Source organism: Curtobacterium sp. RIT-PI-V (assembly GCF_025642935.1).
Lineage (GTDB): Bacteria > Actinomycetota > Actinomycetes > Actinomycetales > Microbacteriaceae > Curtobacterium.
This window is the reverse complement of sequence record NZ_JANZKM010000003.1, coordinates 62732-89093: the sequence shown is the minus strand read 5'-3', so window position 1 is coordinate 89093 and position 26362 is coordinate 62732. Positions and strand designations below refer to the sequence as shown.

The 26362-nt window shown below is 71.5% G+C and carries 21 protein-coding genes, 1 tRNA gene and 1 other RNA gene; 9 read left to right on the top strand and 14 right to left on the bottom strand.

Going from position 1 to position 26362, the window contains the following annotated elements; translation table 11 throughout:
* Nucleotides 1-68 precede the first annotated feature (68 nt).
* Nucleotides 69-165: signal recognition particle sRNA small type (gene ffs / locus OGL88_RS03825), an RNA gene on the bottom strand.
* A 37-nt stretch (nt 166-202) separates the two neighbouring features.
* Here ffs and OGL88_RS03820 point away from each other — a divergent pair.
* Nucleotides 203-877: an SDR family oxidoreductase gene (locus tag OGL88_RS03820; protein WP_123292136.1), complete on the top strand. Its 675-nt coding sequence runs from the start codon at nt 203-205 to the stop codon at nt 875-877.
* 328 nt (nt 878-1205) lie between these two features.
* On the opposite strand, the gene OGL88_RS03815 is transcribed toward OGL88_RS03820, so the two are convergent.
* Nucleotides 1206-2402 carry an acetate/propionate family kinase gene (locus OGL88_RS03815; RefSeq protein ID WP_263089825.1) on the bottom strand — a complete coding sequence of 399 codons (1197 nt, stop codon included), beginning with the start codon at nt 2400-2402 and terminating at the stop codon, nt 1206-1208.
* 66 nt (nt 2403-2468) lie between these two features.
* Nucleotides 2469-4577 carry a phosphate acetyltransferase gene (gene pta / locus OGL88_RS03810; protein WP_263089822.1) on the bottom strand — a complete coding sequence of 703 codons (2109 nt, stop codon included), beginning with the start codon at nt 4575-4577 and terminating at the stop codon, nt 2469-2471.
* 122 nt (nt 4578-4699) lie between these two features.
* Here pta and OGL88_RS03805 point away from each other — a divergent pair.
* A tRNA-Ser gene (locus OGL88_RS03805) sits at nt 4700-4787 on the top strand.
* A gap of 342 nt (nt 4788-5129) precedes the next feature.
* Nucleotides 5130-5774 carry a hypothetical protein gene (locus tag OGL88_RS03800; RefSeq protein WP_263089821.1) on the top strand — a complete coding sequence of 215 codons (645 nt, stop codon included), beginning with the start codon at nt 5130-5132 and terminating at the stop codon, nt 5772-5774.
* A gap of 19 nt (nt 5775-5793) precedes the next feature.
* Here the strand turns inward: OGL88_RS03800 and OGL88_RS03795 are convergent, their stop codons facing one another.
* Nucleotides 5794-7875: a DUF853 domain-containing protein gene (locus tag OGL88_RS03795; RefSeq protein WP_263089820.1), complete on the bottom strand. Its 2082-nt coding sequence runs from the start codon at nt 7873-7875 to the stop codon at nt 5794-5796.
* Between the two features lie 64 nt (nt 7876-7939).
* On the bottom strand, nt 7940-9196 hold the full coding sequence (locus OGL88_RS03790) for a multidrug effflux MFS transporter (protein WP_111084464.1): 1257 nt from the start codon (nt 9194-9196) through the stop codon (nt 7940-7942).
* 225 nt (nt 9197-9421) lie between these two features.
* Between OGL88_RS03790 and OGL88_RS03785 the strand changes: the two genes are divergently transcribed.
* A complete protein-coding gene (locus OGL88_RS03785; RefSeq protein WP_263089816.1) occupies nt 9422-10003 on the top strand; it encodes a TetR/AcrR family transcriptional regulator in 582 nt (193 codons plus the stop codon).
* 102 nt (nt 10004-10105) lie between these two features.
* On the opposite strand, the gene OGL88_RS03780 is transcribed toward OGL88_RS03785, so the two are convergent.
* From OGL88_RS03780 to OGL88_RS03760, 5 genes are all read right to left on the bottom strand, one after another.
* The gene (locus OGL88_RS03780) at nt 10106-10678 is read right to left on the bottom strand and encodes a substrate-binding domain-containing protein (protein WP_263089815.1); all 573 of its coding nucleotides are present in this window, start codon (nt 10676-10678) and stop codon (nt 10106-10108) included.
* A gap of 31 nt (nt 10679-10709) precedes the next feature.
* Nucleotides 10710-12110, bottom strand: a complete 1401-nt coding sequence (locus tag OGL88_RS03775; RefSeq protein ID WP_263089814.1) for an MFS transporter — start codon at nt 12108-12110, stop codon at nt 10710-10712.
* A gap of 91 nt (nt 12111-12201) precedes the next feature.
* Nucleotides 12202-13347 (bottom strand): cystathionine gamma-synthase, encoded by a 1146-nt coding sequence (locus OGL88_RS03770; RefSeq protein WP_263089812.1) that lies wholly within the window; start codon nt 13345-13347, stop codon nt 12202-12204.
* 14 nt (nt 13348-13361) lie between these two features.
* Nucleotides 13362-14726: a cystathionine beta-synthase gene (locus tag OGL88_RS03765; protein ID WP_263089811.1), complete on the bottom strand. Its 1365-nt coding sequence runs from the start codon at nt 14724-14726 to the stop codon at nt 13362-13364.
* A 181-nt stretch (nt 14727-14907) separates the two neighbouring features.
* Nucleotides 14908-16797, bottom strand: coding sequence for an ABC transporter ATP-binding protein (locus OGL88_RS03760; protein ID WP_263089809.1), 1890 nt, complete (start codon nt 16795-16797; stop codon nt 14908-14910).
* A 141-nt stretch (nt 16798-16938) separates the two neighbouring features.
* Between OGL88_RS03760 and OGL88_RS03755 the strand changes: the two genes are divergently transcribed.
* Both OGL88_RS03755 and OGL88_RS03750 read left to right on the top strand, forming a co-directional pair.
* Entirely contained in the window at nt 16939-18363 is a 1425-nt protein-coding gene (locus OGL88_RS03755) for an amino acid permease (RefSeq protein ID WP_263089808.1), read from the top strand.
* Between the two features lie 188 nt (nt 18364-18551).
* Nucleotides 18552-19472 (top strand): hypothetical protein, encoded by a 921-nt coding sequence (locus tag OGL88_RS03750; RefSeq protein WP_263089805.1) that lies wholly within the window; start codon nt 18552-18554, stop codon nt 19470-19472.
* 184 nt (nt 19473-19656) lie between these two features.
* On the opposite strand, the gene rplL is transcribed toward OGL88_RS03750, so the two are convergent.
* From rplL to OGL88_RS03730, 4 genes are all read right to left on the bottom strand, one after another.
* The gene (gene rplL / locus OGL88_RS03745) at nt 19657-20037 is read right to left on the bottom strand and encodes a 50S ribosomal protein L7/L12 (RefSeq protein ID WP_017888664.1); all 381 of its coding nucleotides are present in this window, start codon (nt 20035-20037) and stop codon (nt 19657-19659) included.
* Nucleotides 20038-20088: 51 nt separating this feature from the next.
* Complete coding sequence (rplJ, locus tag OGL88_RS03740) at nt 20089-20604, bottom strand: 50S ribosomal protein L10 (RefSeq protein ID WP_111084245.1); 516 nt, start codon at nt 20602-20604, stop codon at nt 20089-20091.
* A 268-nt stretch (nt 20605-20872) separates the two neighbouring features.
* Nucleotides 20873-22384: a sensor histidine kinase gene (locus OGL88_RS03735; RefSeq protein ID WP_263089801.1), complete on the bottom strand. Its 1512-nt coding sequence runs from the start codon at nt 22382-22384 to the stop codon at nt 20873-20875.
* Nucleotides 22381-23121 carry a response regulator transcription factor gene (locus OGL88_RS03730; protein ID WP_017888661.1) on the bottom strand — a complete coding sequence of 247 codons (741 nt, stop codon included), beginning with the start codon at nt 23119-23121 and terminating at the stop codon, nt 22381-22383. Before OGL88_RS03730 ends, OGL88_RS03735 begins: the two co-directional genes overlap by 4 nt.
* A 104-nt stretch (nt 23122-23225) precedes the next feature.
* Between OGL88_RS03730 and OGL88_RS03725 the strand changes: the two genes are divergently transcribed.
* Genes OGL88_RS03725 through OGL88_RS03715 form a run of 3 tightly spaced genes read left to right on the top strand, consistent with a single transcriptional unit; the run spans nt 23226 to nt 26322 of the window.
* Nucleotides 23226-24263, top strand: coding sequence for an acyl-CoA dehydrogenase (locus tag OGL88_RS03725; protein WP_263089799.1), 1038 nt, complete (start codon nt 23226-23228; stop codon nt 24261-24263).
* A complete protein-coding gene (locus OGL88_RS03720; protein ID WP_263089798.1) occupies nt 24257-25615 on the top strand; it encodes a bifunctional PIG-L family deacetylase/class I SAM-dependent methyltransferase in 1359 nt (452 codons plus the stop codon). Before OGL88_RS03725 ends, OGL88_RS03720 begins: the two co-directional genes overlap by 7 nt.
* On the top strand, nt 25612-26322 hold the full coding sequence (locus tag OGL88_RS03715) for a glycosyltransferase (RefSeq protein WP_263089797.1): 711 nt from the start codon (nt 25612-25614) through the stop codon (nt 26320-26322). Before OGL88_RS03720 ends, OGL88_RS03715 begins: the two co-directional genes overlap by 4 nt.
* The last annotated feature ends 40 nt before the right edge of the window (nt 26323-26362 follow it).

The following is a 26362-nucleotide window of genomic DNA, read 5'->3' as shown; positions in this document are numbered from 1 at the left end:
AGACCGAGGAAGACTCCTCACGCACCCGCGCAGGAGACAGACACAGCCCCGGCTCCCCCTACGGAGACAGAAAGGACTCCTCACGCACCCGCCAGAGCCCGGCTACCCTTGCTGCGTTTCCGCCCTGGGGGAGTTCACCTGGATGGCGTCACGTGAGGAGCCGCAGACAACTCTACCGGATGCGACCGGGCAGGATTGACACATGAAGATCGCCATCGCCGGAGGACACGGCCAGATCGCACTGCTCCTCGCCCGCCAGATCACCGACGCCGGACACGACGCCGTCGCGATCGTCCGCAACCCCGCGCACGTCGCCGACGTGGAGCAGCAGGGCGCCACGGCGATCGTCGCGGACCTCGAACAGCTCGGCGACGACGACCTGGCACTGCGCCTCCGCGGGGTCGACGCCGTGGTGTTCGCCGCCGGCGCCGGGCCGAACAGCGGTGCGGAGCGCAAGCTCACCGTCGACCGGGACGGCGCGATCCTGCTCGCGGACGCCGCGGAGCGCGCCGGCATCGACCGGTACGTGATGGTCTCGGCGATGGCGGCGGACACCTACGATGCCGAGGCCGCGGTGGTCCCCGCGAAGGACGACGCCGCCGTGTTCCAGGTCTACCTCCGGGCGAAGGCCGAAGCCGACGCGAACCTGCGCGCCCGACGGCTGCGGTGGACGATCGTGCGTCCGGGCGGCCTGCTCGACACCCCGCCGCAGGGGACGGTCGACGTCGGGCGCACCGTACCGCGTGGCTCGATCCCCCGGGCCGACGTCGCCACGGTCGTACTGCACGCGCTGCTCGACGACTCGGCCGTCGGTGTCCAGTTCGAGGTCACGAGCGGGAACACGCCGATCCCCGCGGCCCTCGACGCCCTGTCCTGAGCCGCGCTCCTCGTCCGCACCGTACGCACCTCCTCACCCCGTGCGAGCTTGCACGCTCCGTGCCGCGCCACAAGCGCGCACCCAGCCACCAACCCCGCACCAGCCCACCCAGGCCGCACCATGCGGTGACCGCGACCCAGCGCCGGACGGGAGGCACGGCGCCAGCCCGCCCCGCGCCTCCCGTCCGCACCGTGCGCACCTCCTCACCCCGTGCGAGCTTGCACGCTCCGTGCCGCGCCACAAGCGCGCACCCAGCCACCAACCCCGCACCAGCCCACCCAGGCCGCACCGTGCTGGCACCAGGCGGCGCAGCGCCCCACGCCCCGCGTCAGAGCGCGACCGCAGCCGACTGCCGGGCGATCTCCAGTTCCTCGTTCGTCGGGATCACGAGCACCGCGACACGTGACGTGTCCGTGGAGATGACCCGGGCCTCACGGGATCCCAGCTCGTTGCGGTCCGCGTCGATCTCGATGCCCAGGTGCTCGAGCCCGGCGAGCACGCGCCGGCGCAGCAGCGCGTTGTTCTCGCCGACGCCGGCGGTGAAGACCACCGCGTCGAGCCCGCCGAGCTGCGCGGTGTACGCGCCGACGTAGCGACGGATGCGGTGGCGGTACACGGCGAGCGCCGCCTCGGCGACCTCGTCGCCGTTGAGGGCGGCGTCCTGGACGTCGCGCATGTCGCCGTTGCCGGTCAGTCCGAGCAGCCCGGACTGCTTGTTGAGCATGGTGTCGAGCTCGTCGAAGGACAGCCCGGCCTCGCGGTGCAGGTGCAGCAGGACGGCGGGGTCGAGGTCGCCGGAACGGGTGCCCATGACGAGGCCCTCGAGCGGCGTGAGGCCCATCGACGTCTCGATCGACTTCCCGCCGTCGATCGCTGCGGCCGAGGCACCGTTGCCCAGGTGCAGCACGATGGTCTTCAGCTCGGACAGCGGGCGGTCGAGGAAGACGGCGGCCTGCTCGGAGACGTACTTGTGGCTCGTGCCGTGCATGCCGTAGCGGCGGATGGAGTACTTCGCCGCCAGGTCGGCCGGGATCGCGTACGTGTACGCATGCGGCGGCATGGTCTGGTGGAACGCGGTGTCGAACACGGCGACGTGCGGGACGTCGGAGAACACCTGCTTCGCGGCCCGGATCCCCTCGAGGTTCGCCGGGTTGTGCAGCGGCGCGAGGCTGTTCAGTGCCTCGATCTGTCCTTCGACGTCGTCCGTCACCACCGTCGCGCGGTCGAAGGTGGTGCCGCCGTGCACGACGCGGTGGCCGACGACGGCCGGCGGGTGCTCGTCGAACGACGGGCCGACCTTGGCGAACGCGTCGATCATCGCCTGGAACCCGGCGGCGTGGTCCGGCACGGACGCGGCGTCGTTCGACGACGACTCCCCCGTCAGCGCGTTGGTGTGCTTCCACGCGCCGGCCGACTCGCCGATGCGCTCCACGAGCCCGGAGGCGAGCGTGCGCTCCCCCTCGAGTTCGATGAGCTGGTACTTGAACGAACTCGATCCGGAGTTCACGACGAGGGCTGCGGTCACGGGTGGTGTCGCTTTCTGCTCATGGCCTGGTCGGCCGGACGGGAGGCGCGGTGTGCGTCGCGCGGGTCAGGCCGCGTCGGACGCGGTGCCGGCCTGGATCGCGGTGATCGCGACGGTGTTCACGATGTCGCTGACGAGCGCGCCGCGGGACAGGTCGTTGATCGGCTTGCGCAGTCCCTGCAGGACCGGCCCGATGGCGACGGCGCCGGCGGAGCGCTGCACGGCCTTGTAGGTGTTGTTGCCCGTGTTGAGGTCCGGGAAGATGAAGACGGTCGCCTTGCCGGCCACCGGGGAGTCCGGCATCTTCGTGCTCGCGACCGTCGGGTCGGCAGCGGCGTCGTACTGGATCGGGCCCTCGACGAGCAGGTCCGGGCGGCGTTCGCGCACGAAGGCGGTGCCGGCGCGGACCTTGTCGACGTCGGCGCCGGAGCCGCTGTCGCCGGTCGAGTAGCTGAGCATCGCGACGCGGGGGTCGATGCCGAACTGGGTCGCGGTCTCGGCGGACGAGATCGCGATGTCCGCGAGCTGCTCGCTCGTCGGGTCCGGGATCACCGCGCAGTCGCCGTAGACCAGGATGCGGTCGGCGAGCGCCATCAGGAACACGCTCGACACGATCGATGTGTCCGGACGGGTCTTGATGATCTCGAAGGACGGCCGGATGGTGTGCGCCGTGGTGTGCTTCGCGCCGGAGACCATGCCGTCGGCGAGCCCGAGCTGCACCATCATCGTGCCGAAGTACGAGACGTCGGTCACGGTGTCGCGCGCGAGCTCGATCGACATGCCCTTGTGGGCGCGGAGCCGGGTGTACTCCTCGGCGAAGCGTTCGCGGAGCTCGGGGTCGAACGGCGACACGAGCTGAGCGGCGTCGAGGTCGAGGCCGAGTTCGGTCGCGCGGGTGCGGATCGCGGCGGGGTCCCCGAGGATCGTCAGTTCGCAGACCTGGCGGGCGAGCAGCGTCGACGCCGCGCGCAGGATGCGGTCGTCCTCGCCCTCGGGCAGCACGATGCGCTTGCCGTACCCCCGTGCCCGGTCGAGCAGACCGTGCTCGAACATGAGCGGCGTGACGACGCCGGACGGCGTGAGCTGCAGGCGGTCGCGCAGGGACTCGGCGTCGACGTGCTGCTCGAACAGGGCGAGCGCGAGGTCGGCCTTGCGGGGCGAGTCCGCCGCCAGGCGCCCGCGGGTCTGCGTGATGCGGAGGGCGGTGTCGTACGTGCCCAGGTCGTTCTGCGCGATCGGCAGCGAGCTCGACAGGCCCTCGAGCAGCCGGGAGATCTGCGGTGCGGTCTCGAACCCGCCGTTCAGGATGACGCCGGCCAGGCTCGGGAACGTGTCCGACTGGTTCGCCAGCAGGGTCGCGATGAGCACGTCGCTGCGGTCACCGGGGACCACGACGATGCCGCCCTCGATCAGGCGGGGCAGGACGTTCTCCATGCTCATGCCGGCGACGACGGTGCCGAGTGCCTCGCGGTCGAGCAGGGCGTCGTCCCCGCGCACCAGGGTCGCGTCGGTCGCCTGCAGCAGCGCACGGACGGTCGGGGCGACGAGGACGCGGTCCTCCGGGATCGCCCACACGGGCACGTCCGGGTGGTCGTCGTGCACGGCCCGCTCGACACTCGCCACGATGGCGGCGAGGGCCTCCGGGTCGGCGCGGTTCACGACGACGCCGAACAGCTGCGCGTGTGCCGCCCGCAGCTCGCTCGTCGTGACGTCCGCGACCTGCGCCATCCCCTCGGGCGTGCGGGCACCGCGCTCGGCCGCGTCACGACCTCCGAGGACGAGGAGGACCGGGGCGCCGAGGTTCGCGGCGACCTTCGCGTTGAACGACAGCTCGGTGGGGCTGCCGACGTCGGTGTAGTCGGACCCGAGCACGACCACCGCGTCGCACTGCCGCTCCACCTGGGCGAAGCGGTTCACGATGGTGCCGAGCGCTGCGTCCGGATCCGCGTGGACGTCGTCGTAGGTGACCCCCACGGCGTCGTCGTACGAGATCCCGACCGCGGTGTGCTGCAGCAGCAGTTCGAGCACGTAGTCGGGTTCGGCGACCGAGCGGGCGACGGGGCGGAACACGCCGACGCGGCCGACGGAGCGTGCGAGGGTCTCGAGGACACCGAGGGCGACGGTGCTCTTGCCCGTGTGCCCTTCTGCTGACGTGATGTAGATGCGGGTCGACACGCGCCCCAGGGTAGTCGCCGGACATGTCACGACAACTGGGAGCACCGCCCTCGACGACACGCGGTCGTGAGCACCCCCGCAGAACCTGTACCATTGGGTGTCGCCGTCGCGAGACAGCGCAAGGAGAATTCGCCTAGTGGCCTATGGCGCACGCTTGGAAAGCGTGTTGGGTGCAAGCCCTCGGGGGTTCGAATCCCCCATTCTCCGCCAGCAGCAGTTGGGTGCGCGCGCAGCACCCAACTGCGGGGTTCGAATCCCCCATTCTCCGCCAGCAAGGCCCCGCACCTCGGTGCGGGGCCTTCGTCGTTCACGGCGTTCCTCGCGCCTGGTCCCCCACGCAGCGGACCCACCTGTCCCCTGTTCGCCAAGGACTGGCCGTCAAACGCCGATCCGGGGTGGAACGGGCTGTCCCCGGTCCCCGTCGTTCACCTATGCTTGCCGGAGCGGACGACTCCGGGACGAGTCGACCGCGGTGCATCGAGCGGCAGGGGCGTCGCTCGCAGGGCGGCCGATTCGGCGTGCCCGGGAGACCCGAGGGTTCAGGAGACGCGCATGGGGGACATGACGGTGCCAGCGACGCCACACCTGCGCGCCACCGTGTACGACGTCGTCCTCCGCCCCCGCCGGTCCCTGGTCCGCTCGACCGCGCTGAGCATCGTGTTCTCGGCCGTGCCGCTCGCCGTCGCCCTGGTCTGGGTGTCGTTCCCGTTCCGGACGTGGGCGATCGTCGCGACCGTGGTCGTCGCGCTGGCGGTCCTCGTCGGCGTCGTCTTCGTCCGACTGAGCACGGCGTACATCGGCATCGACCCCGACGGCCTGACGATCCGGGGCGTGGTCACCGCGCACCGCCGGATCCCCCGTGACCGCGTGCACAGCCTGGCGCTCGCCACCACCTACGGCAGCTCGGTCGACCGCACCATGCGCGAGCTCGTGGCGTTCGACGCGACGGGCGCGCACCTGTTCCGCATCCGTGCCGACGTGTGGGGCGACGACGGGGTCGCCCAGGTCGTCGACGCCCTGGGCGTCCAGGTGACGGAGGAAGCACGTCCGGTCTCGGCCCGGGTCTTCGCGAAGCGCTACCCGTCGAGCCGCGCCTGGTACGAACAGCGGCCGGCCTACCTGTTCGTCGGCGGCGTGGCGGCACTCGTCGTCATGGGTCTGCTCGTCGTCGAGTTCACCGGCCTGCTCGGTCGCTGACGCTCGGAGCTGCTGGACGTCACCGACGGCGGCGCAGCGTCGAGAAGATCCCCTGCACGACCTCCTTCGCGATCGTGCCACCGAGCCGTGACCCGAGCAGGTCCGACAGCGGGTCGTCCGCCTTCCGTGAGGTCGTCGTCCGCGTGCTCCGCCCCGACCGGCCCGAACGCCGCGACGCCGCAGCCCGCTCGGCCTTCTCGAACTCGCGCTGCGTCCGCTCGTACTCCTTCTGCGCAGCAGCCCGCTCGCGTTCCTCCTGCTTGGCCTGCGCCGCGGCCTCCTTGGCCGCGGTCGCCGCAGCACGCGCCGCTTCCTTCTCGGCCTCGGCCGCCGCGAGGGCTGCGTCCTTCTGCGCGTCGGCTGCAGCGGCCTCGGCAGCTGCTGCCTCCATCCGGCGCGCGAGCATCTCGTGCGCCGAATCCGGATCCACCCGGGTGCCGTACGTCGCGAGCAACGGCGATGCCTGCACCCGCGACTGCATCTCGGCTGCGGGCATCGGGTCCATCGAGCCCTGCGGCGCGCGCAACCGGGTCCACGCGACCGGCGTCGGCGCGCCCTTCTCGTTCATGACGGTGACGATCGCCTCGCCGGTCGCCAGCGAGGTCAGCACCTCGCCCAGGTCGTAGTCGCTCGAGGGGTAGGTCGACACCGTCGCCCGGAGCGCCTTCGCATCGTCGGGGGTGTGCGCCCGCAGCTGGTGCTGGATGCGGGACCCGAGCTGCGCCAGGACGTCGTTCGGCACGTCCTTCGGGGTCTGGGTCACGAAGAAGATCCCGACGCCCTTCGACCGGATCAACCGCACGGTCCGCACGATCTGGTCCGTGAAGTCCTTCGACGCCCCGCTGAACAGCAGGTGTGCCTCGTCGAAGAAGAACACCAGCTTGGGCTTGTCCTGGTCGCCCACCTCTGGCAGTTCGTTGAACAGGTCGGCCAGCAACCACATCAGGAACGTCGAGAAGACCTCGGGCTGGTCCTGCACGCCCGGGACCTCGAGCAGGCTGACGATCCCCCGGCCGTCCGCCGCCGTGCGCAGGAACACTTGCGTGTCGATCTCGGGCTCGCCGAAGAACTGGTCGGCACCCTTGTCGGCGAACGTGATGAGCTCGCGCAGGATCACCCCGGCGGTCTGCTTCGACAGACCACCGAGCTCGGCGAGTTCGCCCTTGCCCTGGTCTCCCACCAGGAACGTCAGCACGCTCCGCAGGTCGGCCAGGTCGACGAGCGGCAACCCGGCCTGCTCGGCGTAGTGGAACACCAGTCCGAGCGAGGACTCCTGGGTGTCGTTCAGGCCGAGCACCTTCGACAGCAGCAACGGCCCGAACCCGGACACCGTCGCGCGGATCGGCACGCCTGTGCCCTGACCACCGAGCGAGAAGAGCTCCGCCTGGCTCGCGAGACCCTGCCACTGCTGGCCGATGCCCGCGGTGCGCGCGAGCAGCTTCTCGTTCCCCTGCCCGACCACCGCGAGCCCGGACAGGTCGCCCTTGATGTCGGCTGCGAAGACCGGCACGCCGTTCGCCGCGATCTGCTCGGCCAAGACCTGCAGCGTGCGGGTCTTGCCGGTGCCGGTCGCGCCGGCGACCAGCCCGTGCCGGTTCAGCATGCCGAGCGGGATGCGGACCTGCACGTCGGGCTGCGCCTCGCCGTTCACCAGGGCGCCGAGTTCGAGCGCCTGCCCCTCGACGGTGTAGCCGGTGCGGATCGCGGCGACGGCGTCCGGTCCGAGCGGGCCTCCGCCATTGCCGGGAGGCGCGGTGCCGGCCGCAGGGGCGGCCGCCGGTACCGGGACGGCCGCGTCGGGGGCCGCCGTCGCGTCGTCCGGGACGGCTGCGGCGGGTCCTGCGGTGGTGGGCTCTGGAACCGGTGGGGTGGCGGAGGCGGGCTGCGCGTCGGGGGCGAGCCGGGCCTCCTGTCCGGAGGGTGCCGGTGACTCGGCGACCGCCGGTTCGGCGTCCGGCGTGAGTGCTGGTGCTCGAGCCGCGAGCGCGGCCGCGAGCTCCTCGGCCCGCTGCGCGGCTTCGTTCGCCAACCGGCGTGCCTCGTCCGCTGCTTGCCTGGCGGCCTCGGCCGCTGCCCGTGCCTGCTCCACCGCGTCGCTCATGGGCACAGCCTATGGACGCGCGGGGGCCGCTGTCCGGCTGTTCCGGGCAGCTGTGGAGAACCCGTCAGTGCGTGAGCTCGGGGACCGTCCGGGGCCGCACCACGAACCACAGGATCAGGATGGCCATCACCGAGGTCGAGGCCATCACGATCGCCATCGGGGTCGCGGTCGTGATGCCGAGCCAACCGACGATCGGCGAGATCAGGCCGGCGACGCCGAAGTTCAGGGCGCCGAGCAGCGACGCCGCCGTGCCGGCCTCCTTGCCGTGCGCAGCCAGGCCGATGACCTGCACGAGGGGGAACGAGAACCCGCACGCCGCGATGAAGAACCACAGGGGCACGAGCACGCCGACGAGCCCCGCACCGAGCTGGTCGAGCACGATGATCGCGATCGACGCCAGGAACAGGGTCGCCGTCGAGCACGCCAGGATCCACTGCGGCCCGACGCGCTGCGCCAACCGCGCGGAGATCTGCACACCGAGGACGACGCCGACGGAGTTCACCGCGAAGAGCAGCCCGTACTGCTGCGCGTCGAGTCCGTAGACACCCTGGAACAGGAACGGCGACGAGCTGAGGTACGAGAACAACCCGCTGAACACCATCGCCCCGATGAGCGCGACCCCCACGAAGATCCGGTCGGAGAACAGCGCCTTGTACCGCTGACCGATCGTGGAGTGCCCGGCCTCGCGGCGACGGGCCGGCGGCAGGGTCTCGACGATGAGCAGGATCGACGCGATCACCACGGCCAGGCCGTAGCAGGCGAGGAAGACGAAGATGCCGCGCCAGCTGGTGAACTGGAGCATCTGCGAGCCGATGAGCGGCGCGAGGATCGGCGCCAGCCCGTTCACCATCGCCAGGCGGGACAGCATCCGGACGAGCGGCTTGCCGCCGAACAGATCGCGGACGGTGGCCATCGCGACGACACCGCCGGCGGCCGCCCCCATGCCCTGGAGCACGCGGAACACCGCGAGGAGCTCGATGTCGGGAGCGGTCGCCGCGCCGATCGACGCGGCGATGTGCACCGTCGTCGCGATGATGAGCGGCAGCCGGCGGCCGACCTTGTCGCTCCACGGACCGACGAGCAGCTGCCCGAACGCGAACCCGAGCGTCGTCGCCGTGAGCGTCAGCTGCACGGCGCCGTCGGTGACGCCGAACTGTTCCTTGATGGCCGGGAACGCCGGCAGGTACAGGTCGATCGTGAACGGCCCGAGCGCCGTCAGGGCGCCCAGGACGAAGACGTAGACGAGTCGCTGCCCACGGGAGAGGGAGTCTCCGGGGTGCAGGACGACCCGGAGCGAACCGGTGGTGGCGGGCGCGGTCACGAGCAGGAGTCCTTCGGCGGTGAGGGGCGGGGAGGTGATCGCGGCGTCGATCGAATCGATTCGTCCGCGGAACCATCCTACGGGCCGACGGAACACTCCCGACGCCGTCGGCACGGATTGCCCGCGTGTTGCCACCCGCCGTCCGCGTGCCGATCCCGCGCCATGCGGTACCGTCGGACTGCTCGGGGGCCTCCGGGTGAACCGGATCAGAAGGGGGTGGGCGTCATGGTGGATGCCCGGATCCTGCACACGACCGCCGCCCTGCGCGAAGCGATCCTGCGACTGGCGGCCGACCGCCCCGTCTCCGAGATCACCGTCGCGGACGTCACCCGTGCCGCCGGCATCAACCGCGCGACGTTCTACTCGCACGCGGTCTCCCCCGGATCGCTGCTCGCCGACGTGCTGACGCCGGAGCTCGACCGCATCCGGCAGGACGACGCCGACGACCGACGGGCCGCAGCCGCCCGCGGGGCCGACACAGCCGAGCTCGCGACCATCACACGGCGGGGCATCAACGCGGTCGTCGAGCACGTGACCACCCACCGCGACATCTACGCCAAGGCGCTGCCGGACCCGAACGACGCGTCACTGCACCGGCTGCTCGTGGGCCACTTCACCGAGTCGAGCGCCCTGCACATCCGCGAACTCGACGCCGGTCGCCGCCCGGAACTCCTCGACGACGTGGCCGCCGGCTACGTCGCGCAGGGCTTCGTCGGGGCGATCGAGGCGTGGCTCGCCGGACCCCGACGGTCGCGGAAGGCGCTGGTCGAGACGATCACGCTGTCGTTCCCGGCCTGGTGGAGCTGAGCCGAGCCGCCTGGTGGCGCAGCGCTGACCGGCCTGGTGGCGCTGAGCTGAGCCGCCTGCTGGCGCAGCGCTGACCGGCCTGGTGGCGCGGCACGGCTCGGCTCACTCCGCGTCGGTCGAGTCGCCGTCGCTCGGTTCGGTCTGCGGCTTCTCGCCGCGCTGCAACGACTGCACGACCTCGACCGCGGTGGCCGCCAGGTCTGCGTCGTCCGATCCTGCGGGCACCCGGTAGTCGGCCGACACACCGTCGCCGCCGGTGCCGCTCGCCGGCAGCGGATCGCCCAGGGACACCACCACGACGCCGGCGTCGTGCGCGGTCTGGATCACCCCGGTCAGGGCAGACGGCCGAGCCGCGTGCACGAGCAGGGCCTTGGCACCCTTGCGGACGAGCTGGGCGACCGCGGTCCGCTGGGACGCCGCCGCACCGGACGCGGGCGCGACCCGGACGTCGGGACGGAACCCGGCACCGGACAGGCCGGTCCGCAGGTCCTCGCCCAGAGCCGCGTCGCCGTCGACCAGCACGACGCCGATGACGGCCTGCTTGTCGAACCCGCCGTCGGAGCTGGTCAGGTCCGTGCTCTGCACCGGCGTGGGCGCAGCGGAGGTCGTGCCCTGGCAGCCGGCCAACGCGAGGGCGGCCGTCAGGACGACGGCTGCAGCGACGATGCGCACCACGGGTGTCTCCTCTTCGGTCCGGTCTGCCACGCTACCCGGCTGCGCGGTCCGGCGACGCCGACGACACCGGCGCGGGGACGGGTCCGAGGCGCCGGACCGCGGCGATCGCCAGTGCGGCGAAGCCGATCATCGCCGCGAAGACCAGGGGGAAGGACACCGTGCCCTCGGCGCCGCCGGTCGCGGTGAACAGCAACCCGGTGACCGCCAGACCGATGACGCTGCCCGCGGCGTCGGCGATGGTGAGCGCCGAGCTCGCGAAGCCGTCGTCACCCTCGCCCGAGAACCGCAGGGTGAGCATCGACGTCCGCGGGTAGATCGCCCCCATGCCCGCGCCGCCGACGAACCAGCCGGCGACGAGCACCCACCACGGCAGGTCGAGCGTCGCCACCGCGAAGGCCGCCAGCAGGCTCACCAGGACGAGCGCGAGTCCGACACCGAAGGTCCGACGAGCGGTCAGGCGCTGCTCCCCCAGCCGACCGTGCGCCCAGCTCGAGGCTGCCCAGCTGAGCGCGGCGACGGTCAGCGCGAGCCCCGCTGCCGATGCGGACAGGCCGTGCTTCGCCTGCAGCAGGAACGGCACGTACGCCTCGCTGCCGAAGAACGACGCCGCCACGAGCCCGCGCAGCAACACCACCGAGGGCAGTCCGGCGGCAGCGCGGAAGGTGCCGGTCGGCAGCAGCGGGCGCAGCGCGAACCACGTCCCGACCAGGCCGACCACGACCGCGGCCACCATCCCCCACGGGGTCAGGTCCGGCGCGACGTTGAGCAGCAGGATCGACACGGCCGCAGCGACCGACCACCCGATCCGGATCCGCTGCCACGGCGGCCGCAGCCCGACCGCCGGTGCCTGCAGCCGCCCGAGCGTCGGCACGAGCACGGTGAAGGCGCCCACGGCGATCACGAGCGCCCCCGCGAAGACCCAGTGCCAGTTCCACGTGTCGGTGACGATGCCGGCGATCGCCGGGCCGATGAGCGCCGGGACCACCCACGCGGCCGCGAACCCGGCGAACACCGGTCCGTGCAGCTCGGCGGGGAAGATCCGGGCGACGAGCACGTACAGCACGACGTCGATCGCACCGGCACCGAAGCCCTTGACCAGTCGACCGACGAGGAAGACCTCCATCGTCGGCGCGAGCATGACCACGGCGGTCCCGACGGCGAACAGCAGCGCGGAGACCCAGGCGACGATCCGGCCGCCGGCGCGGTCCGTCCAGTTGCCGGCGAGCACCATGCCGGGCACCCCGGCCGCGAGCGGTGCCGCGAAGGCCAGGGCGTACAGGGTCTCGCCGTCCAGGTCGCGACTGATCACCGGCATGATCGTCGTCATCGCCAGGTTCTGGAACGCCGCGACGCCCACGATGGCGACCATGCCGATCGTCGCGAGGGCGTACCGGCCGCTCAGCAGGCCCGTCCTCGTCGCCGTGGTGCTCACCCGCTCATCGTAGGGCCGGTCACCGACGTGCGGCCGCGACGGCCAGGAGGCACGGCGCGGGTCCGCACCGTGCCTCCCGTCCGTCAGCGGGTCAGCGCTCGAGCGCCTGCTGCAGATCCGCGATCAGGTCGCCGGCGTCCTCGATGCCGACGGACAGCCGCACCACGTTCTCGGGCACCGCGAGCTCCGTGCCCTTCACCGAGGCGTGGGTCATCTCGCTCGGGTACCCGATGAGCGACTCCACACCCCCGAGCGACTCCGCCAGCGCGAACAGCTCCGTGGACTCCGCGAAGCGCCGGGCCGCGTCCGGGCCACCGGACAGTGCGACGGACAGCATCCCGCCGAACCCGCGCATCTGGCGGGCGGCGACATCGTGCCCCGGGTGGTCGGTGAGCCCCGGGTAGTAGACGCGTTCGATGCCCGGCGCGGTGACGAGTGCCTCGGCGACGGCCTGCGCATTCGCGGAGTGGCGCTCCATCCGGACCGCCAGGGTCTTGATGCCGCGGGTGGTCAGGAAGGCGTCGAACGGCGACGAGATCGCACCGGCGCCGAACTGCAGGAACTGCACCTTCGCCGCGAGCTCCTGGTCGGCGAGCACGACGGCCCCACCGACGACGTCGGAGTGGCCACCCAGGTACTTCGTCGTCGAGTACACGACGACGTCGGCCCCGAGCGACAAGGGCTGCTGCAGGTACGGCGACGCGAAGGTGTTGTCCACGACGACGAGTGCACCGGCCTCGTGCCCGAGGGTCGCGAGTCCGGCGATGTCGGCGATCTTCATGAGCGGGTTGGTCGGCGTCTCGACCCAGAGCACGGTGTCCTCGGGAGCGCCCTGCAGCGCGGCCCGGACCTGGTCGAGCTCGCTCATGTCGACGACGACGAGCTCGACGCCCCACGGCACGTGCAGTCGGCTGACCAGACGGTGGGTCCCGCCGTAGACGTCGTTCCCCATCACGACGCGGGCCCCGGGGCGGAGCGCCGCCCGGAGCAGGGCGTCCTCGGCGGCGAGACCGGACGCGAACGAGTACGCGGCCACGCCGCCGTCCAGGTCGGCGAGCAGCGTCTGCAGGGAGTCGCGCGTCGGGTTGCCGGCGCGGGAGTACTCGTAGCCGTTCCGCATCCCGCCGATGCCGTCCTGCACGTAGGTGGACGTCAGGTGGATCGGCGGGATGACCGCGCCGGTGGGGCCGTCGGGCTCCTGGCCGGCGTGGACGGCGCGGGTGCTGAACTCGGTCATGCTGGCTGCGTTCCTTACTCGGAGAGGTAGGTCAGGAGATCGTGGCGGGTCAGGACCGTGACCGGCTTGCCGTCCTCGACGACGAGCAAGGCGTCCACCGACTCGAGGGCCCGGCGCGCTGCGGACACGGACTCGCCCACACCGATCAACGGGAGCGGCTCGCCCACGAAGCCGGTCAGGGCGTCCGTCATCTTCGCGGCACCGGTGAAGACCTGTTCGAGCAGGTCCTTCTCGGCGACGGCCCCGATGACCTCGCCGATGACGACCGGCGGTTCCGCGCTGAGCACAGGCATCTGGGACACCCCGTACTTGGTCATGATGTCGACGACCTCGCGCACGGTGTCCGCCGGGTGCGCGTGCACCAGGTCGGGCAGCCGGCCGTCCTTGCCGGCGATGAGCGACCCGACGGTGCGTGCCTCGTCGGTCTCGGCGAAGCCGTACGAGCGCATCCACCGGTCGTTGAAGATCTTGCCGAGGTAGCCGCGACCGCCGTCGGGCAGCAGCACCACGACGACGTCGTCCTCGGTCAGGTCGCGGGCGGCCCGCAGCGCTGCGACGACCGCCATCCCGCTGGACCCACCCACGAGCAGGCCCTCCTCCCGCGCCAGGCGCCGGGTCATGGCGAAGGAGTCGGCGTCCGACACTGCGATGATCTCGTCCGGCACCTCGGGGTCGTACGCGGTCGGCCAGAAGTCCTCGCCCACACCCTCGACCAGGTACGGCCGACCGGTGCCACCGGAGTAGACCGAGCCCTCGGGGTCGGCCCCCACGATGCGGACACGGCCGTCGGACGCCTCCTTCAGGAAGCGCCCGGTGCCCGAGATGGTGCCGCCCGTCCCGACGCCCGCGACGAAGTGGGTGATCTGCTGCTCGGTGTCGCGCCAGATCTCCGGACCGGTGGTCTCGTAGTGGCTGCGGGGGCCGTTCGGGTTGGCGTACTGGTTCGGCTTGTAGGCGCCGGGGATCTCGCGGACGAGCCGGTCGGACACCGAGTAGTACGACTCCGGGTGCTCCGGCGCCACCGCCGTCGGCGTGACGACGATCTCGGCGCCGTACGCCGTCAGGACGTTGCGCTTGTCCTCGCCGACCTTGTCCGGCAGCACGAACACGCACCGGTAACCGCGCTGCTGGGCGACGAGGGCCAGCCCGACCCCGGTGTTGCCCGACGTGGGTTCGACGATCGTCCCGCCTGGCCGGAGGTCACCAGAGGCCTCGGCAGCATCGATGATGCGCGTGGCGATGCGGTCCTTCGACGACCCGCCGGGGTTGAGGTACTCCACCTTCACCAGGACGGTCGCGCGCACCCCCTCGGTGACCCGGTTGAGCTTGACGAGCGGGGTGTCACCGACGAGGTCGACCACGGAGTTCGCGTAACGCACGGGCCCGAGTCTAGGACGCCGACACCGCGTTCTGCTGGGTCGTGACGTGCGCCTCGCCCTGGTCGTGCCCCGTGTCGGACGGGAGGCCCGTGGCGGGGCCGCCACGGGCCTCCCGTCCGGCCTGGGGGCGCGTGTCCGATCGGCGCGCCCGCCCGCAGGTCGGTGGCCGTGATCGGCGGGGTCAGCGGCCGACGGCGTCCGCCGGTGTGTTCTGCTGCCGGTGCAGGAGCGCGTAGGTGCCGTCGAGCGCGAGGAGTTCGTCGTGTGTGCCCTGCTCGACGATCCGCCCGTGGTCGAGCACGAAGATGACGTCGGCGTCTCGGATCGTCGACAGCCGGTGCGCGATCGAGATCGTGGTGCGCCCCGCGGCGGCGGTGTCGAGCGCGGTCTGCACGACCCGTTCCGAGATCGAGTCCAGCGCGCTCGTCGCCTCGTCGAGCACGAGCACGGGCGGGTCCTTCAGGAGCACCCGGGCGATCGCGATCCGCTGCTTCTCGCCGCCGGACAGCCGGTACCCGCGCTCCCCCACGACGGTGTCGTAGCCGTCCGGGAACGAGGCGATCGTGTCGTGGATGTTCGCCGCCCGTGCCGCCCGTTCGACCTCGTCGTCGGTGGCGTCCGGCTTGGCGTACCGCAGGTTGTCGCCGATCGTCGCGTGGAACAGGTACGTCTCCTGGCTGACGATCCCCACGTGGCGCATGAGGTCCTCGTGCACGAGGTCGCGGACGTCCTGCCCGGCGAACCGCACGGAGCCCTCGGTCGCCTCGTACAAGCGCGGCACCAGGTACGACACGGTCGTCTTGCCCGCGCCCGACGGACCGACGAAGGCAGCGAACTGGCCGGGCCGGAGCTCGAACGAGACCCCGCGGAGCGTCGGCTTGTCGGCCTCGCCGTCCGGGTAGGTGAACGTCACGTCGTCGAAGGCGACGTGACCGACCATCGTGTCGTCGACGGGCTTCGCCGTGGGCGAGTCAGTGATCGCGGGCTTCAGGTCGAAGTACTCGAAGATCCGAGCGAACAGCGCTCCGGAGGTCTGCAGGTCGAGCACCACCCGGAGCAGTCCGACCGTCGGGAACAGCAGGCGCGACTGCACCGTCGTGAACGCCACGATGGTGCCGGCGGTGATCGGGACGTCGCCGATGATCAGCCAGGCCGCGACGAGGTAGATGATCGCCGGGATGATCGACAGGAAGATCTGCACGATCGCGAAGAACCACTGGCCCGACATCTGCTGGCGGACCTGCAGCTGGATCTGGTTACGGTTCTCGTCCCCGTAGCGGCGGGTCTCACTGCGCTGCTGGTTGAAGCTCTTGGCCAGCAGGATGCCGGAGACGCTCAGCGCCTCTTGCGTGATCGCCGTCATGTCGGACAGCGACTCCTGCGTCTGCCCGGCGATGCGGGCACGGACCTGCCCGACCCGACGCTGCGCGATGACGAGCAACGGGAGCAGCACGACCGCGACCAGGGTCATCTGCCAGCTCAACAGCAGCATCGCGACGATCGCGGCGATGACCGTGACGGTGTTGCCGAGCACGGACGAGATCGTGTTGTTCAGGACGCTCGCGACGCCGCCGACGTCGTTCTGCAGGCGGGACTGGATGACACCGGTCTTCGTGCGGGTGAAGAACGCGAGCTCCATGCGCTGCAGGTGCCCGAACAGGCGCATCCGCATGGCGCCCATGACCTTGTTGCCGACCGTCGCCGTCAGGTACGTCTGCCAGACGCCCACCCCGGCGCTCGCGATCCAGAGCAACACCATCGCCGACACGAGCTCGACCAGCACCGGGACGTCGGGGCTGCCGGACGGTGGGAACAGGCCGCGGTCGAACGCCTGCTGCGTCAACAGCGGCGGGATCACCGAGATCGCCGCGCCGATCAGCACGAGGACGACCGTCAGGATGATCGACCTGCGGTGTGGGACGAACAACCCGGCGATCCGCTGCACCAGGTGCGGGATCTTCGGCGCTTCGGCGTTCGCGGCCTTCTGTGCACGGAAGTCACCGCTGGAGATCCGGCCGCCGCCGCGCGGACCGCCACCGCCGCCCCCGCGCATCCCGCCGCCCATGCTCATGCAGCAACCGTATCCCCGCGGTCGGACATCGGCGCGCGCTCGACGACCGCCGTTCCGCAGTGCAGTCCGACAGCCGTATTTGACCCCGTTCAGGGGGCGTGCGAGCATGTGCCGTCCCCGCCCCCGCACCACCGAGGTCCCATGACGTCCGCGCCGTCCCGTCCCACGTCCCTCCGCGAGCAGCTCGCCCGCCGCAAGCCGATCGAGCAGCTGCAGTCCGAGGCCGCCGTCGGCGTCAACGGCGAACCACTCCGCCGGTCGCTCGGTGTCTGGCACCTGACGATGATCAGCGTCGGCGCGACCCTCGGTACCGGCATCCTCGTGGTGCTCGGCACGGCCGTGCCGCTCGCGGGCCCGGCCGTGTGGATCTCCTTCGTCGTCGCCGGGATCGCGGCCCTGCTCTCGGCGCTGTCCTACGCCGAGATGGCCGGAGCCGTCCCGACCTCGGGGTCGAGCTACTCGTACACCTACGCCACCATGGGCGAGGGCATCGCCTGGGTCTGCGGGTGGTGCCTCGTCCTCGAGTACGCCGTGTCGGTGGCAGCGGTCGCGGTCGGCGCGAGCGAGTACGTCGACGAGACCCTGCGCGTGTTCGGGCTGCACCTGCCGACCGCCCTGTCCGCGCCGCCGGGTGACGGCGGCGTCGTGAACCTGCCGGCGGCCGTCCTGGTCTTGCTCGCCACCGTCGTCCTGATCCCCGGAGCCCGCGAGAGCGCCTGGGTGAACACCGTCATGGTCGTCGTGAAGATCGCACTGCTCGTGTTCTTCGTGGTCGTCGCCTTCACGGCCTTCCAAGCGCAGAACTTCGAACCGCTCGCACCGATGGGTGCCGCCGGGGTGACCGCTGCGGCCTCCAGGCTCTTCTTCTCGTACATCGGTTTCGACGCGGCCTCCACCGCCGGCGAAGAGGCGAAGAACCCCCGCCGCGACCTCCCCCGGGCGATCATCGGTTCGATCGCGCTCATCACGGCGCTGTACATCCTCGTCGCCGTCGCCGCGATCGGTGCCCGTTCGTGGACCGACTTCTCGTCCTCCGAGGCCTCGCTCGTCCGCATCGTCGTCGACGTCACGGGACAGCCCCTCGTCGCGCTGGTCTTCTCGATCGGCGCGGTCGTCGCGATCGCGAGCGTCGTGCTGACGGTGCTCTACGGCCAGACCCGGATCCTTCTCACCATGGCCCGCGACGGCCTGGTCCCGAAGGTCTTCGGTCGGGTCTCGCGGCGCACCGGCACCCCCATCGCGAACACGTTGATCATCGGCATCGCGGTCACGATCGTCGCCGCACTGGTCCCCCTCGGCGAGCTCGCCGACGCCACCAGCATCGGCACCCTCGTGGCGTTCGCGCTCGTCAACGTGTCGGTCATCGTGCTCCGTCGCTCGCAGCCCGACCTCGAGCGCTCGTACCGCGTCCCGCTGTTCCCCGTCGTGCCGATCCTCGGTGCCCTGAGCTGCGTGCTCCTGGCGGTGTTCCTCGGCGCGACGACGTGGATCGCGTTCGGCATCTGGATGGTCGTCGGCGCCGTGCTCTACCTGGCCTACGGCCGCCGTCACAGCACCTTGCGCTGACCGCCCGGCCCGCCCCGAGACTCGGTTTGAGCGACACTTCTCGCGCTCAGGCACGCGAGAAGTGTCGTTGACCGCGAGTATCGCGGGGGCAGCACCGAGTCTCGTCCACATTCCCCCGCCACGAAGAACTCTCCACAGGCCGGCTCGCGCGGAGCACCTGACGCATGTCGGGCCGCGAGGCTCCAGCCATGACGACCGAACGAACGCGCCTTCTCCGAGCGACGAGTCTCGACCCGACCGGATCCCGCTTGCTCCAGCGGCGACACCGCGCGGGCCAGCTCGTCCGGATCACCGATGGCGTCTACGTCGACGCGCAGGTCTGGCGGGAGGTCAGCAGCACCGAACAACACCTCCTGATCGCACGCGCTCTGGCGCCGCAGCTCCGCGACGACGCTGCTTTCTCCCACCTGACCGCCGCGATCGCGTTCGGCTGGCCACTGATCGGTTCTCCCCCGCAACGCGTCCACGTGACCGACGCTGCAACGCGCAAGACGGAACACCGAGCGCACCTCGTGCGGCACGCTGGTCCTCCGGAGACCGGCACGACACCGTCCTCCTTCGCCGGGGTGCGGCTCACGAGTGCGCTGCGCACCGCTGTCGACCTCGCCACGACCCTCGAACCGTCCGTGGCGGCGGTGGCGATCGACCACGCGGTTCGCAGTGGAACGCTCTCGGTCGGAGACTTCGAGGCAGCACTCCCGATGCGCCCCAGACGCGGATCGGTCAGGTGCAGAACCGTCGCCGCGGCACTCGACCCGCTGCACGAGTCGGTCGGAGAGTCGTTCGCGGCGGTACGGATGGTCGAACTCGGCTTCCCTCGTCCGGCCGCGCAGCACGAGTTCCGGCACGCGAGCGGCGCAGTGGACCGGGTCGACTTCTGGTTCGAGGACACCGGCGTCGTCGTCGAGTTCGACGGCAAGCAGAAGTACACCGATCGGGGAATGCTCGCTGGCCGCGCGCCGGGTGATGCCGTCTGGCACGAGAAGGTCCGAGAGGACCGGATCCGTTCGGCACCCGGGGTCCGGAGTGTCGTCCGTCCGACCTGGTGGCATCTCGTCGATCCTGACCGACTCCGCGCCCTGTTCCGCCAGCACAGGATCGTCGTCTGATCCCCCGAGTCTCGAGCCCTGCAGACCGAGACTCGGTGTGAGCGACCGATCTCGGCTTCTTCGTCGCGAGAAGTGTCGCTCAGCCCGAGTCTCGGGCCACGCACGCACGCCCGCACCGCACCCCGCGCACGACGAAGGCCGCCACCCCGAGGGGCAGCGGCCTTCGTGAACCGAACGGTCGAGACTACGCGAGCTCGATCGTGGCGCCAGCGGCCTCGAGGGTCGCCTTCGCCTTGTCGGCGGTCTCCTTGTTCGCACCCTCGAGGATCTTGGCGTCGGCGGTCTCGACGAGCGCCTTGGCCTCACCGAGGCCGAGCGACGTCAGGCCACGGACCTCCTTGATGACCTGGATCTTCTTGTCACCAGCGGACTTGAGGATGACGTCGAACTCGGTCTTCTCCTCAGCGGCCTCGGCCGGGGCAGCGGCGGCCGGAGCGGCAGCCGCGGCCGGGGCAGCAGCGGTGACCTCGAAGACCTCTTCGAACTTCTTCACGAAGTCCGAGAGCTCGATGAGCGTGAGCTCCTTGAAGGCCTCGATGAGCTCGTCCTGCGAAAGCTTCGCCATGATTTTCTCCTACTACTAGCTAATACGTGTGGTTGTGGAACGCGAGCCTGATCAGGCCGCGGACTCCTGCTTCTCGCGAAGGGCGTCCACGGTGCGGACGGCCTGCGAGAGCGGGGCCTGGAACAGGTACGCAGCACCGAACAGCGAGGCCTTGAAGGCGCCGGCGAGCTTGCCGAGCAGAACTTCACGGGACTCGAGGTCGGCGAGCTTGTCCACCTCGGTCGCGGAGAGCGGGTTACCGTCGAAGTAACCACCCTTCACCACGAGCTCGGGGTTCGCCTTGGCGAATGCACGCAGCGACTTCGCGACGGCGACGGTGTCACCGTGGACGAAGGCGAGAGCGGACGGACCGGCGAGTTCCTCGTCGAACGAGGAGATGCCGGCGTTGTTCGCCGCGATCTTGGTCAGCGTGTTCTTCACCACGGCGTACGTGGCGTGCTCACGGATCGAGTTGCGGAGCTCCTTGAGCTGCGCGACCGTGAGACCGCGGTACTCGGTGAGCAGAACGGCGTTCGAGCTACGGAATGACTCCGTGAGCTCGGCGACCGCAGCTTCCTTGTTCGCCATGGTTCTCCTTGGGGTTTCTTGCCGGCTAGCCCCAGGTCTCCACACATGAAAAAAGCTCCGGCGCAGAGGCTCGGAGCTGCTCTCACCAGATGGTGGGAGTGGTTCGGAACACCTGCGCGGGATGCCTCATGCATGAGGACCTTCGGTCACGCTGCGAGCAGCACGACATCCGGCGGTCTTTGGCTTCGAGAACAGTAGCAGATGCGGTGGATGAGACCAAACAACGGTCGGGAGGCGCGGTGCGGGCCCGCCCCGCGCCTCCCGACCGTCAGTGGGTCGCGTCCACCGCGGCGGGCGTCCCCGACCAGTCAGCAGACGCCGGAGAAGCGTCCGCACCAGCGGCCGACACGGCCGGAGCGGCCGACGGATCCACCGGCAGGTGCACCGTGAACACGGTGTCTCCCGGCACGCTCGCGACCTCGACGCTCCCGCCGTGCGCCTGCACGACCGCGTCCACGATGGCGAGCCCGAGCCCCGTCGACCCCACGGTGCGCGACCGGGAGCTGTCGGCACGGGCGAACCGCTCGAACAGCTTCGGCAGGAACTCCGGGTCGATGCCCTGCCCGGTGTCGCGCACGGTCAGGTCGACACCGGGGCCGGACGGCGACGGCGCGAGACCCACGGTGATGCGCGTGCCGTCGGGCGTGTGGGTCCGGGCGTTCGTGACGAGGTTCACGATGACCTGGTGCAGGCGCGCGGCGTCCCCCACGACCACGACGGGCGACGACGGCACGTCGATCTCGATGACGTGCTCCGGCGAGGCGGCGTGCGCGTCGTTCACGGCGTCGAGCACGAGCCCGGTCAGGTCGACCTCGTCGAACTGGATCTCGCGCCCCTCGTCGAGGCGGGCGAGGAGCAGCAGGTCCTCGACCATCGACGTCATCCGGATCGACTCGGACTCGATGCGGCTCATCGCGTAGACGACGTCCTTCGGCAGGTCACCGCCCATCCGACGGGTGAGCTCGGCGTACCCGCGCACCGAGGCGAGCGGGGTGCGGAGCTCGTGCGAGGCGTCGGCGACGAACTGCCGGACCTTCTGTTCGGACCGTTCCCGCGCCTGCATGGCGCTGCCGATGTGCCCGAGCATCCGGTTGAAGGCGCTGCCGACCCGGCCCACCTCGGTGCGGGGGTCGGTGTCGGGCACGCGGACGCCGTCCAGGGCATCGCTGCGGTCGAGGGGCATCCGGGCCACGGTCGAGGCGGTCTCGGCGACGCGCTCGAGCGGGCGCAGCGAACGCCGGACCACGACGGCGGCGACGATCGACGCGGCGAGCAGCGCGGCGGCGACGACGATGACGACCACCCAGAGCAGCGACCAGACACTGGCGTAGACCGGGGCCATCGGCAACCCGACGACCAGCACGGCGGGACCGACCGTCACGGCGGTGAGCCGGTAGCGACCGATGTCCGAGCCGAGGTCGACGGTCTCGGGGTCGCCGCCCACGCGGACCTGACCGAGGGCAGTAGCGCTCGACTGCGTGATGGCACTGGGGCGCCCGTAGTCGTCGAGCACGTTCGCGATGACGACCTGCCCGTCGACGAAGTACGCCGTCAGGGTGCCGGCGGCCTGCCCGGACGGACGGGACAGGTCGATGCTCGGCTGTCCGTTCTGGTTCTGCTCGAGGTAGCGCTGCGCCCGGTGGGTGGCACTCGTGATCTGCTTGTCGATGGCGCCCGTCTGGATCGAGGAGAGCGCGATGATGCTCACCGCCCCGATCACCGCGCTGACGGCGACGACGAGGGCGACGATGCTCAGGACGAGCCGGCGCCGGAGGGTCACGAGGTGGGCTTGATGACGTACCCGACGCCGCGCACCGTGTGGATCATCGGGGTCTCGCCGGCGTCGATCTTCTTGCGCAGGTAGGAGATGTAGATCTCGACGACCGAGGACTTGCCGCCGAAGTCGTACGACCACACGCGGTCCAGGATCTGCGCCTTCGACAGCACGCGACGGGGATTGCGCATCAGGAAGCGGAGGAGCTCGAACTCGGTGGCGGTCAGCTCGATCGGACGGCCAGCACGGTGCACCTCGTACGACTCCTCGTCGAGCACCAGGTCCCCGACGACGATGCGGGAGTCGCCGGCCTCGGAGATCGAGATCTGCGAGCGGCGGATGAGGCCCCGCAGTCGCGCCACCACTTCCTCGAGCGAGAACGGCTTCGTGACGTAGTCGTCGCCACCGGCCGTCAGCCCGGTCACGCGGTCCTCGACCGAGTCCTTCGCGGTGAGGAACAGCACCGGGGTGTCGTCGTTGTTCTGCCGCAACCGGCTGAGCACCTGCAGCCCGTCGAGGTCCGGCATCATCACGTCGAGCACCATCGCGTCGGGCTTGAACTCCCGCGCCGTCGTCAGGGCGTCCTGCCCACCGTTCGCGCTCTTGACGTCCCAGCCCTCGTAGCGGAGCGCCATGGACAACAGGTCGGTGAGGCTGGCTTCGTCGTCGACGACCAGGATGCGCAACGGGGTTCCGTCGGCACGCGTGAGGCGCGGGGCTGCTGCAGGCTGGGAGATGGTCACGTCTTCGAGTATCGAGGAATTCCTATGAGCTGTCTGTGGACCGCCCCTCCGCGCTCTGTGGATCGCTCCGAGTGCACTCGGCTGCTCCTTCGTAGGTTGGGGGGATGTTGCGATCCTCCGCTTGGCCACCGTCCGCCAGGCACGTCGACACCGCGGGGATCGAGGAGACGGCCGGGAGGCCCGGCTCGAGCCCGGCAGACCGTCTGACGGCCGCGCGCACGCTCGCCGCCACCGCCCCGCTCCTGTCCGTGGGGACCGCCGGCGGTTTCCTCGCCACGCTCGCCGCCGTCGCCGCGGGCGACGTCGCGACCGCCCGCACCGTCGAACCCCACCTCGACGCGCTCGGCATCCTGCAGCAGGCCGACGTGCCGGTCCCCGCCGACTCGACCTGGGGCGTCTTCGCCGCCGAGGGCCCGGGACTCCGCCTCCAGGCCGCGCTGCAGGACGACGGCACGGCGCTCCTCACCGGCACGAAGCCGTGGTGCTCCCTCGCGTCGACGCTGTCGCACGCGCTGGTGACCGCGCACGCCGGCGACGACCGCGTCCTCGTCGCGGTGGACCTGCGGCAGGACGGCGTCACCGCGCACGACGAGGCCTGGGTCGCCCGTGGCATGCCCGACGTACCGAGCGGCCCGATGGACTTCGACGGGGTTCCGGCACGGCGCGTCGGCGCACCCGGTTGGTACCTGCAGCGGCCGGGCTTCGCGTGGGGCGGCATCGGTGTCGCGGCGTGCTGGTGGGGCGGTGCGCTGGGACTCGGCCGGGTGCTGCGCACGCTGGCCGAGTCCCATCCGGGGTCCGAGCTGCTGCAGGCCGCCCTCGGTGCGACCGTGCTCGACCTCGCGGACGCCGAGGACGCCCTCGCCGACGCCGCCGCCCGCATCGACCGCTCCGAGGACCCCGACGCTCCCGACGTCGACTGGCCGCTGCTCGCCCAGACGGTGCGCTCCCGGGTCCGCCGGAGTGTGGACTCCGTGCGCGAGCGGGTCGTCGCCACCGTCGGCCCGGCGCCCCTGACCTCGGACCCCGCCGTCGCGGCACGGGTCGCCGACCTCGAGCTCTACGTGCTGCAGGACCACGGCGCACGCGACCTCGCCCGGATCGGCCGGATGGTCACGGAGCGCGGCGGTGTCGCGTGGTGAGCTTCGACCACCGCGAGCCGGGCACCGACCCCGCGGCGTGGACCCCGTTCCTCGACTCGGTGCCGACCACACCGGTGGACCTGGACGGCATCCGCTCGGTGATGGTCGTCGCGCCGCACCCCGACGACGAGACCCTGGGCGCCGGTGGCCTGATCGCGCGCGCCTCGGACGCCGGGATCCCCGTGCACGTCCTGCTCCTCACCCGCGGCGAGCGCTCCCACCCGGACTCCCCCACCACGACCGTCCCGGAGCTCGCAGCCGTGCGCGACGCCGAGTTCACCCGCGCCCTGGCCACCCTGCACCCCGGTGCGACGGCGTCGTCGGTCGGCATCCCCGATGGCGGCACCCGGGAGCACCGGGACGAGGTCACCGACGCCCTGCGGCGAGCGCTCGACGACGCCGTGCGGCCGACGCTCGTGGTGGCACCGTGGCGCGGGGACGGTCACCGGGACCACCGCATCGCGGGCGAGGTCGCCGAAGCGGTCACCGCCGGAGCGGCCGGGGTGTCGCTGCTGACCTACCCGATCTGGGCATGGCACTGGGACGACCCGTCCGCATCCGCACAGCCGTGGGACCGAGCCCGGGTCCTGCGACTCCCCGACGCCGTGCGGGCACGGAAGCGCGCCGCGCTCGACGCCTACGCCTCGCAGATCCGCCCGCTGTCCCCGGCCGCCGGGGACGAGGCGATCGTGGACGACCGGCACGCCGCGCACCACCTGCGGTCGACCGAGTGGTTCTTCGCGCCCGAGCCGACGGCGTCGCGCTCGCGGGAGTCGTTCGACGCGCACTACGAGCGGAAGCCGGAGGGATGGGACTTCGAGGGGTCCTGGTACGAACGCCGCAAGCGTGCGGTGACGCTCGCCGCGCTCCCCCGTGAGCGGTACCGGTCGGCGCTCGAACTCGGGTGCGCCACGGGCGTCCTCACCGCAGCGCTCGCCGAGCGGGCCGACGCCGTGCTCGGCACCGACATCTCGGCCGCGCCGTTGGCCCAGGCTGCCGTCCGCGCGCCGGGTGCCCGGTTCGTGCAGGCCTCGCTGCCCGCCGAGTGGCCGACGGGTCGGTGGGACCTCGTCGTGATGTCCGAGGTGGGCTACTACCTGTCCCCCGCCGACCTCGACGAGACGATCGACCGGGTGCTGGCGTCGCTCGACGACGACGGCGTGCTGGTCGCGTGCCACTGGCGCCACCCCGACGACGAGGCGGTGTCGAGCGGCGACGCGGTGGACGCGCGGCTCGCGGAACGGTGGCCACGGCCAGCGCTCGTCCGGCACGTCGAACCGGACTTCGTGCTGAGCGTGCTGCCCGGCCCCGGCGTCGTGTCGGTCGCACGGGCCGAGGGGCTGGTCCGGTGACCGAGTCCTCCGGCGTCACGCGCATCGACGTCGTGCTGCCCGCCCACGACGAGGAGGACCGCATCGCCGCCTGCCTCGACGCGTTGCTCGCTGCTCGCGCCCGACTCTCCGCGGGACACCCGGACGTGGCGGTCTCGGTGACCGTCGTGCTCGACGGCTGCACCGACGACACGGCGACGGTCGTCGAGCGCTTCCCCGTCGACGTCGTCGCGACCGCCCACGTCGGGGTCGGTCGGGCGCGCACCATCGGTGCCACGCACGCCCTCCGGCAGTACCCCGCCGACCCGGTGTCCCGCTGGCTCGCCCACACCGACGCGGACTCGCGGGTGCCGGAGGGCTGGCTGGTCCAGCAGGCCGGCGCCCTCAGGTCCGGCGCGCACGTGCTCGTCGGCGCCGTCGTCCCCGACCCGGACGACCTGGACCCGGTCGTGCTCGCTCGGTGGACGCAGGCGCACCCGCCCGGAGCCGCGCTCGGGCACGTGCACGGCGCGAACCTCGGCGTGCTGGCATCCGCGTACCTGGCGCTCGGCGGGTTCGACCCCGTCCCCGAGCACGAGGACGTCCGGCTCGTCGAGCGGGCGCGGGCGATGGGCTTCCGCGTGGACGCGACGGTCGACCTGCCGGTGGTGACGAGCGGTCGGTTCGCGGGCCGCACACCCGGCGGCTACGCGGAGCACCTGCGCCGGGAGTACGGCGACGCGAGCTGAGCGCCCCTTAGACAGCTCATAGGCTGCCGATGGGGCGGCC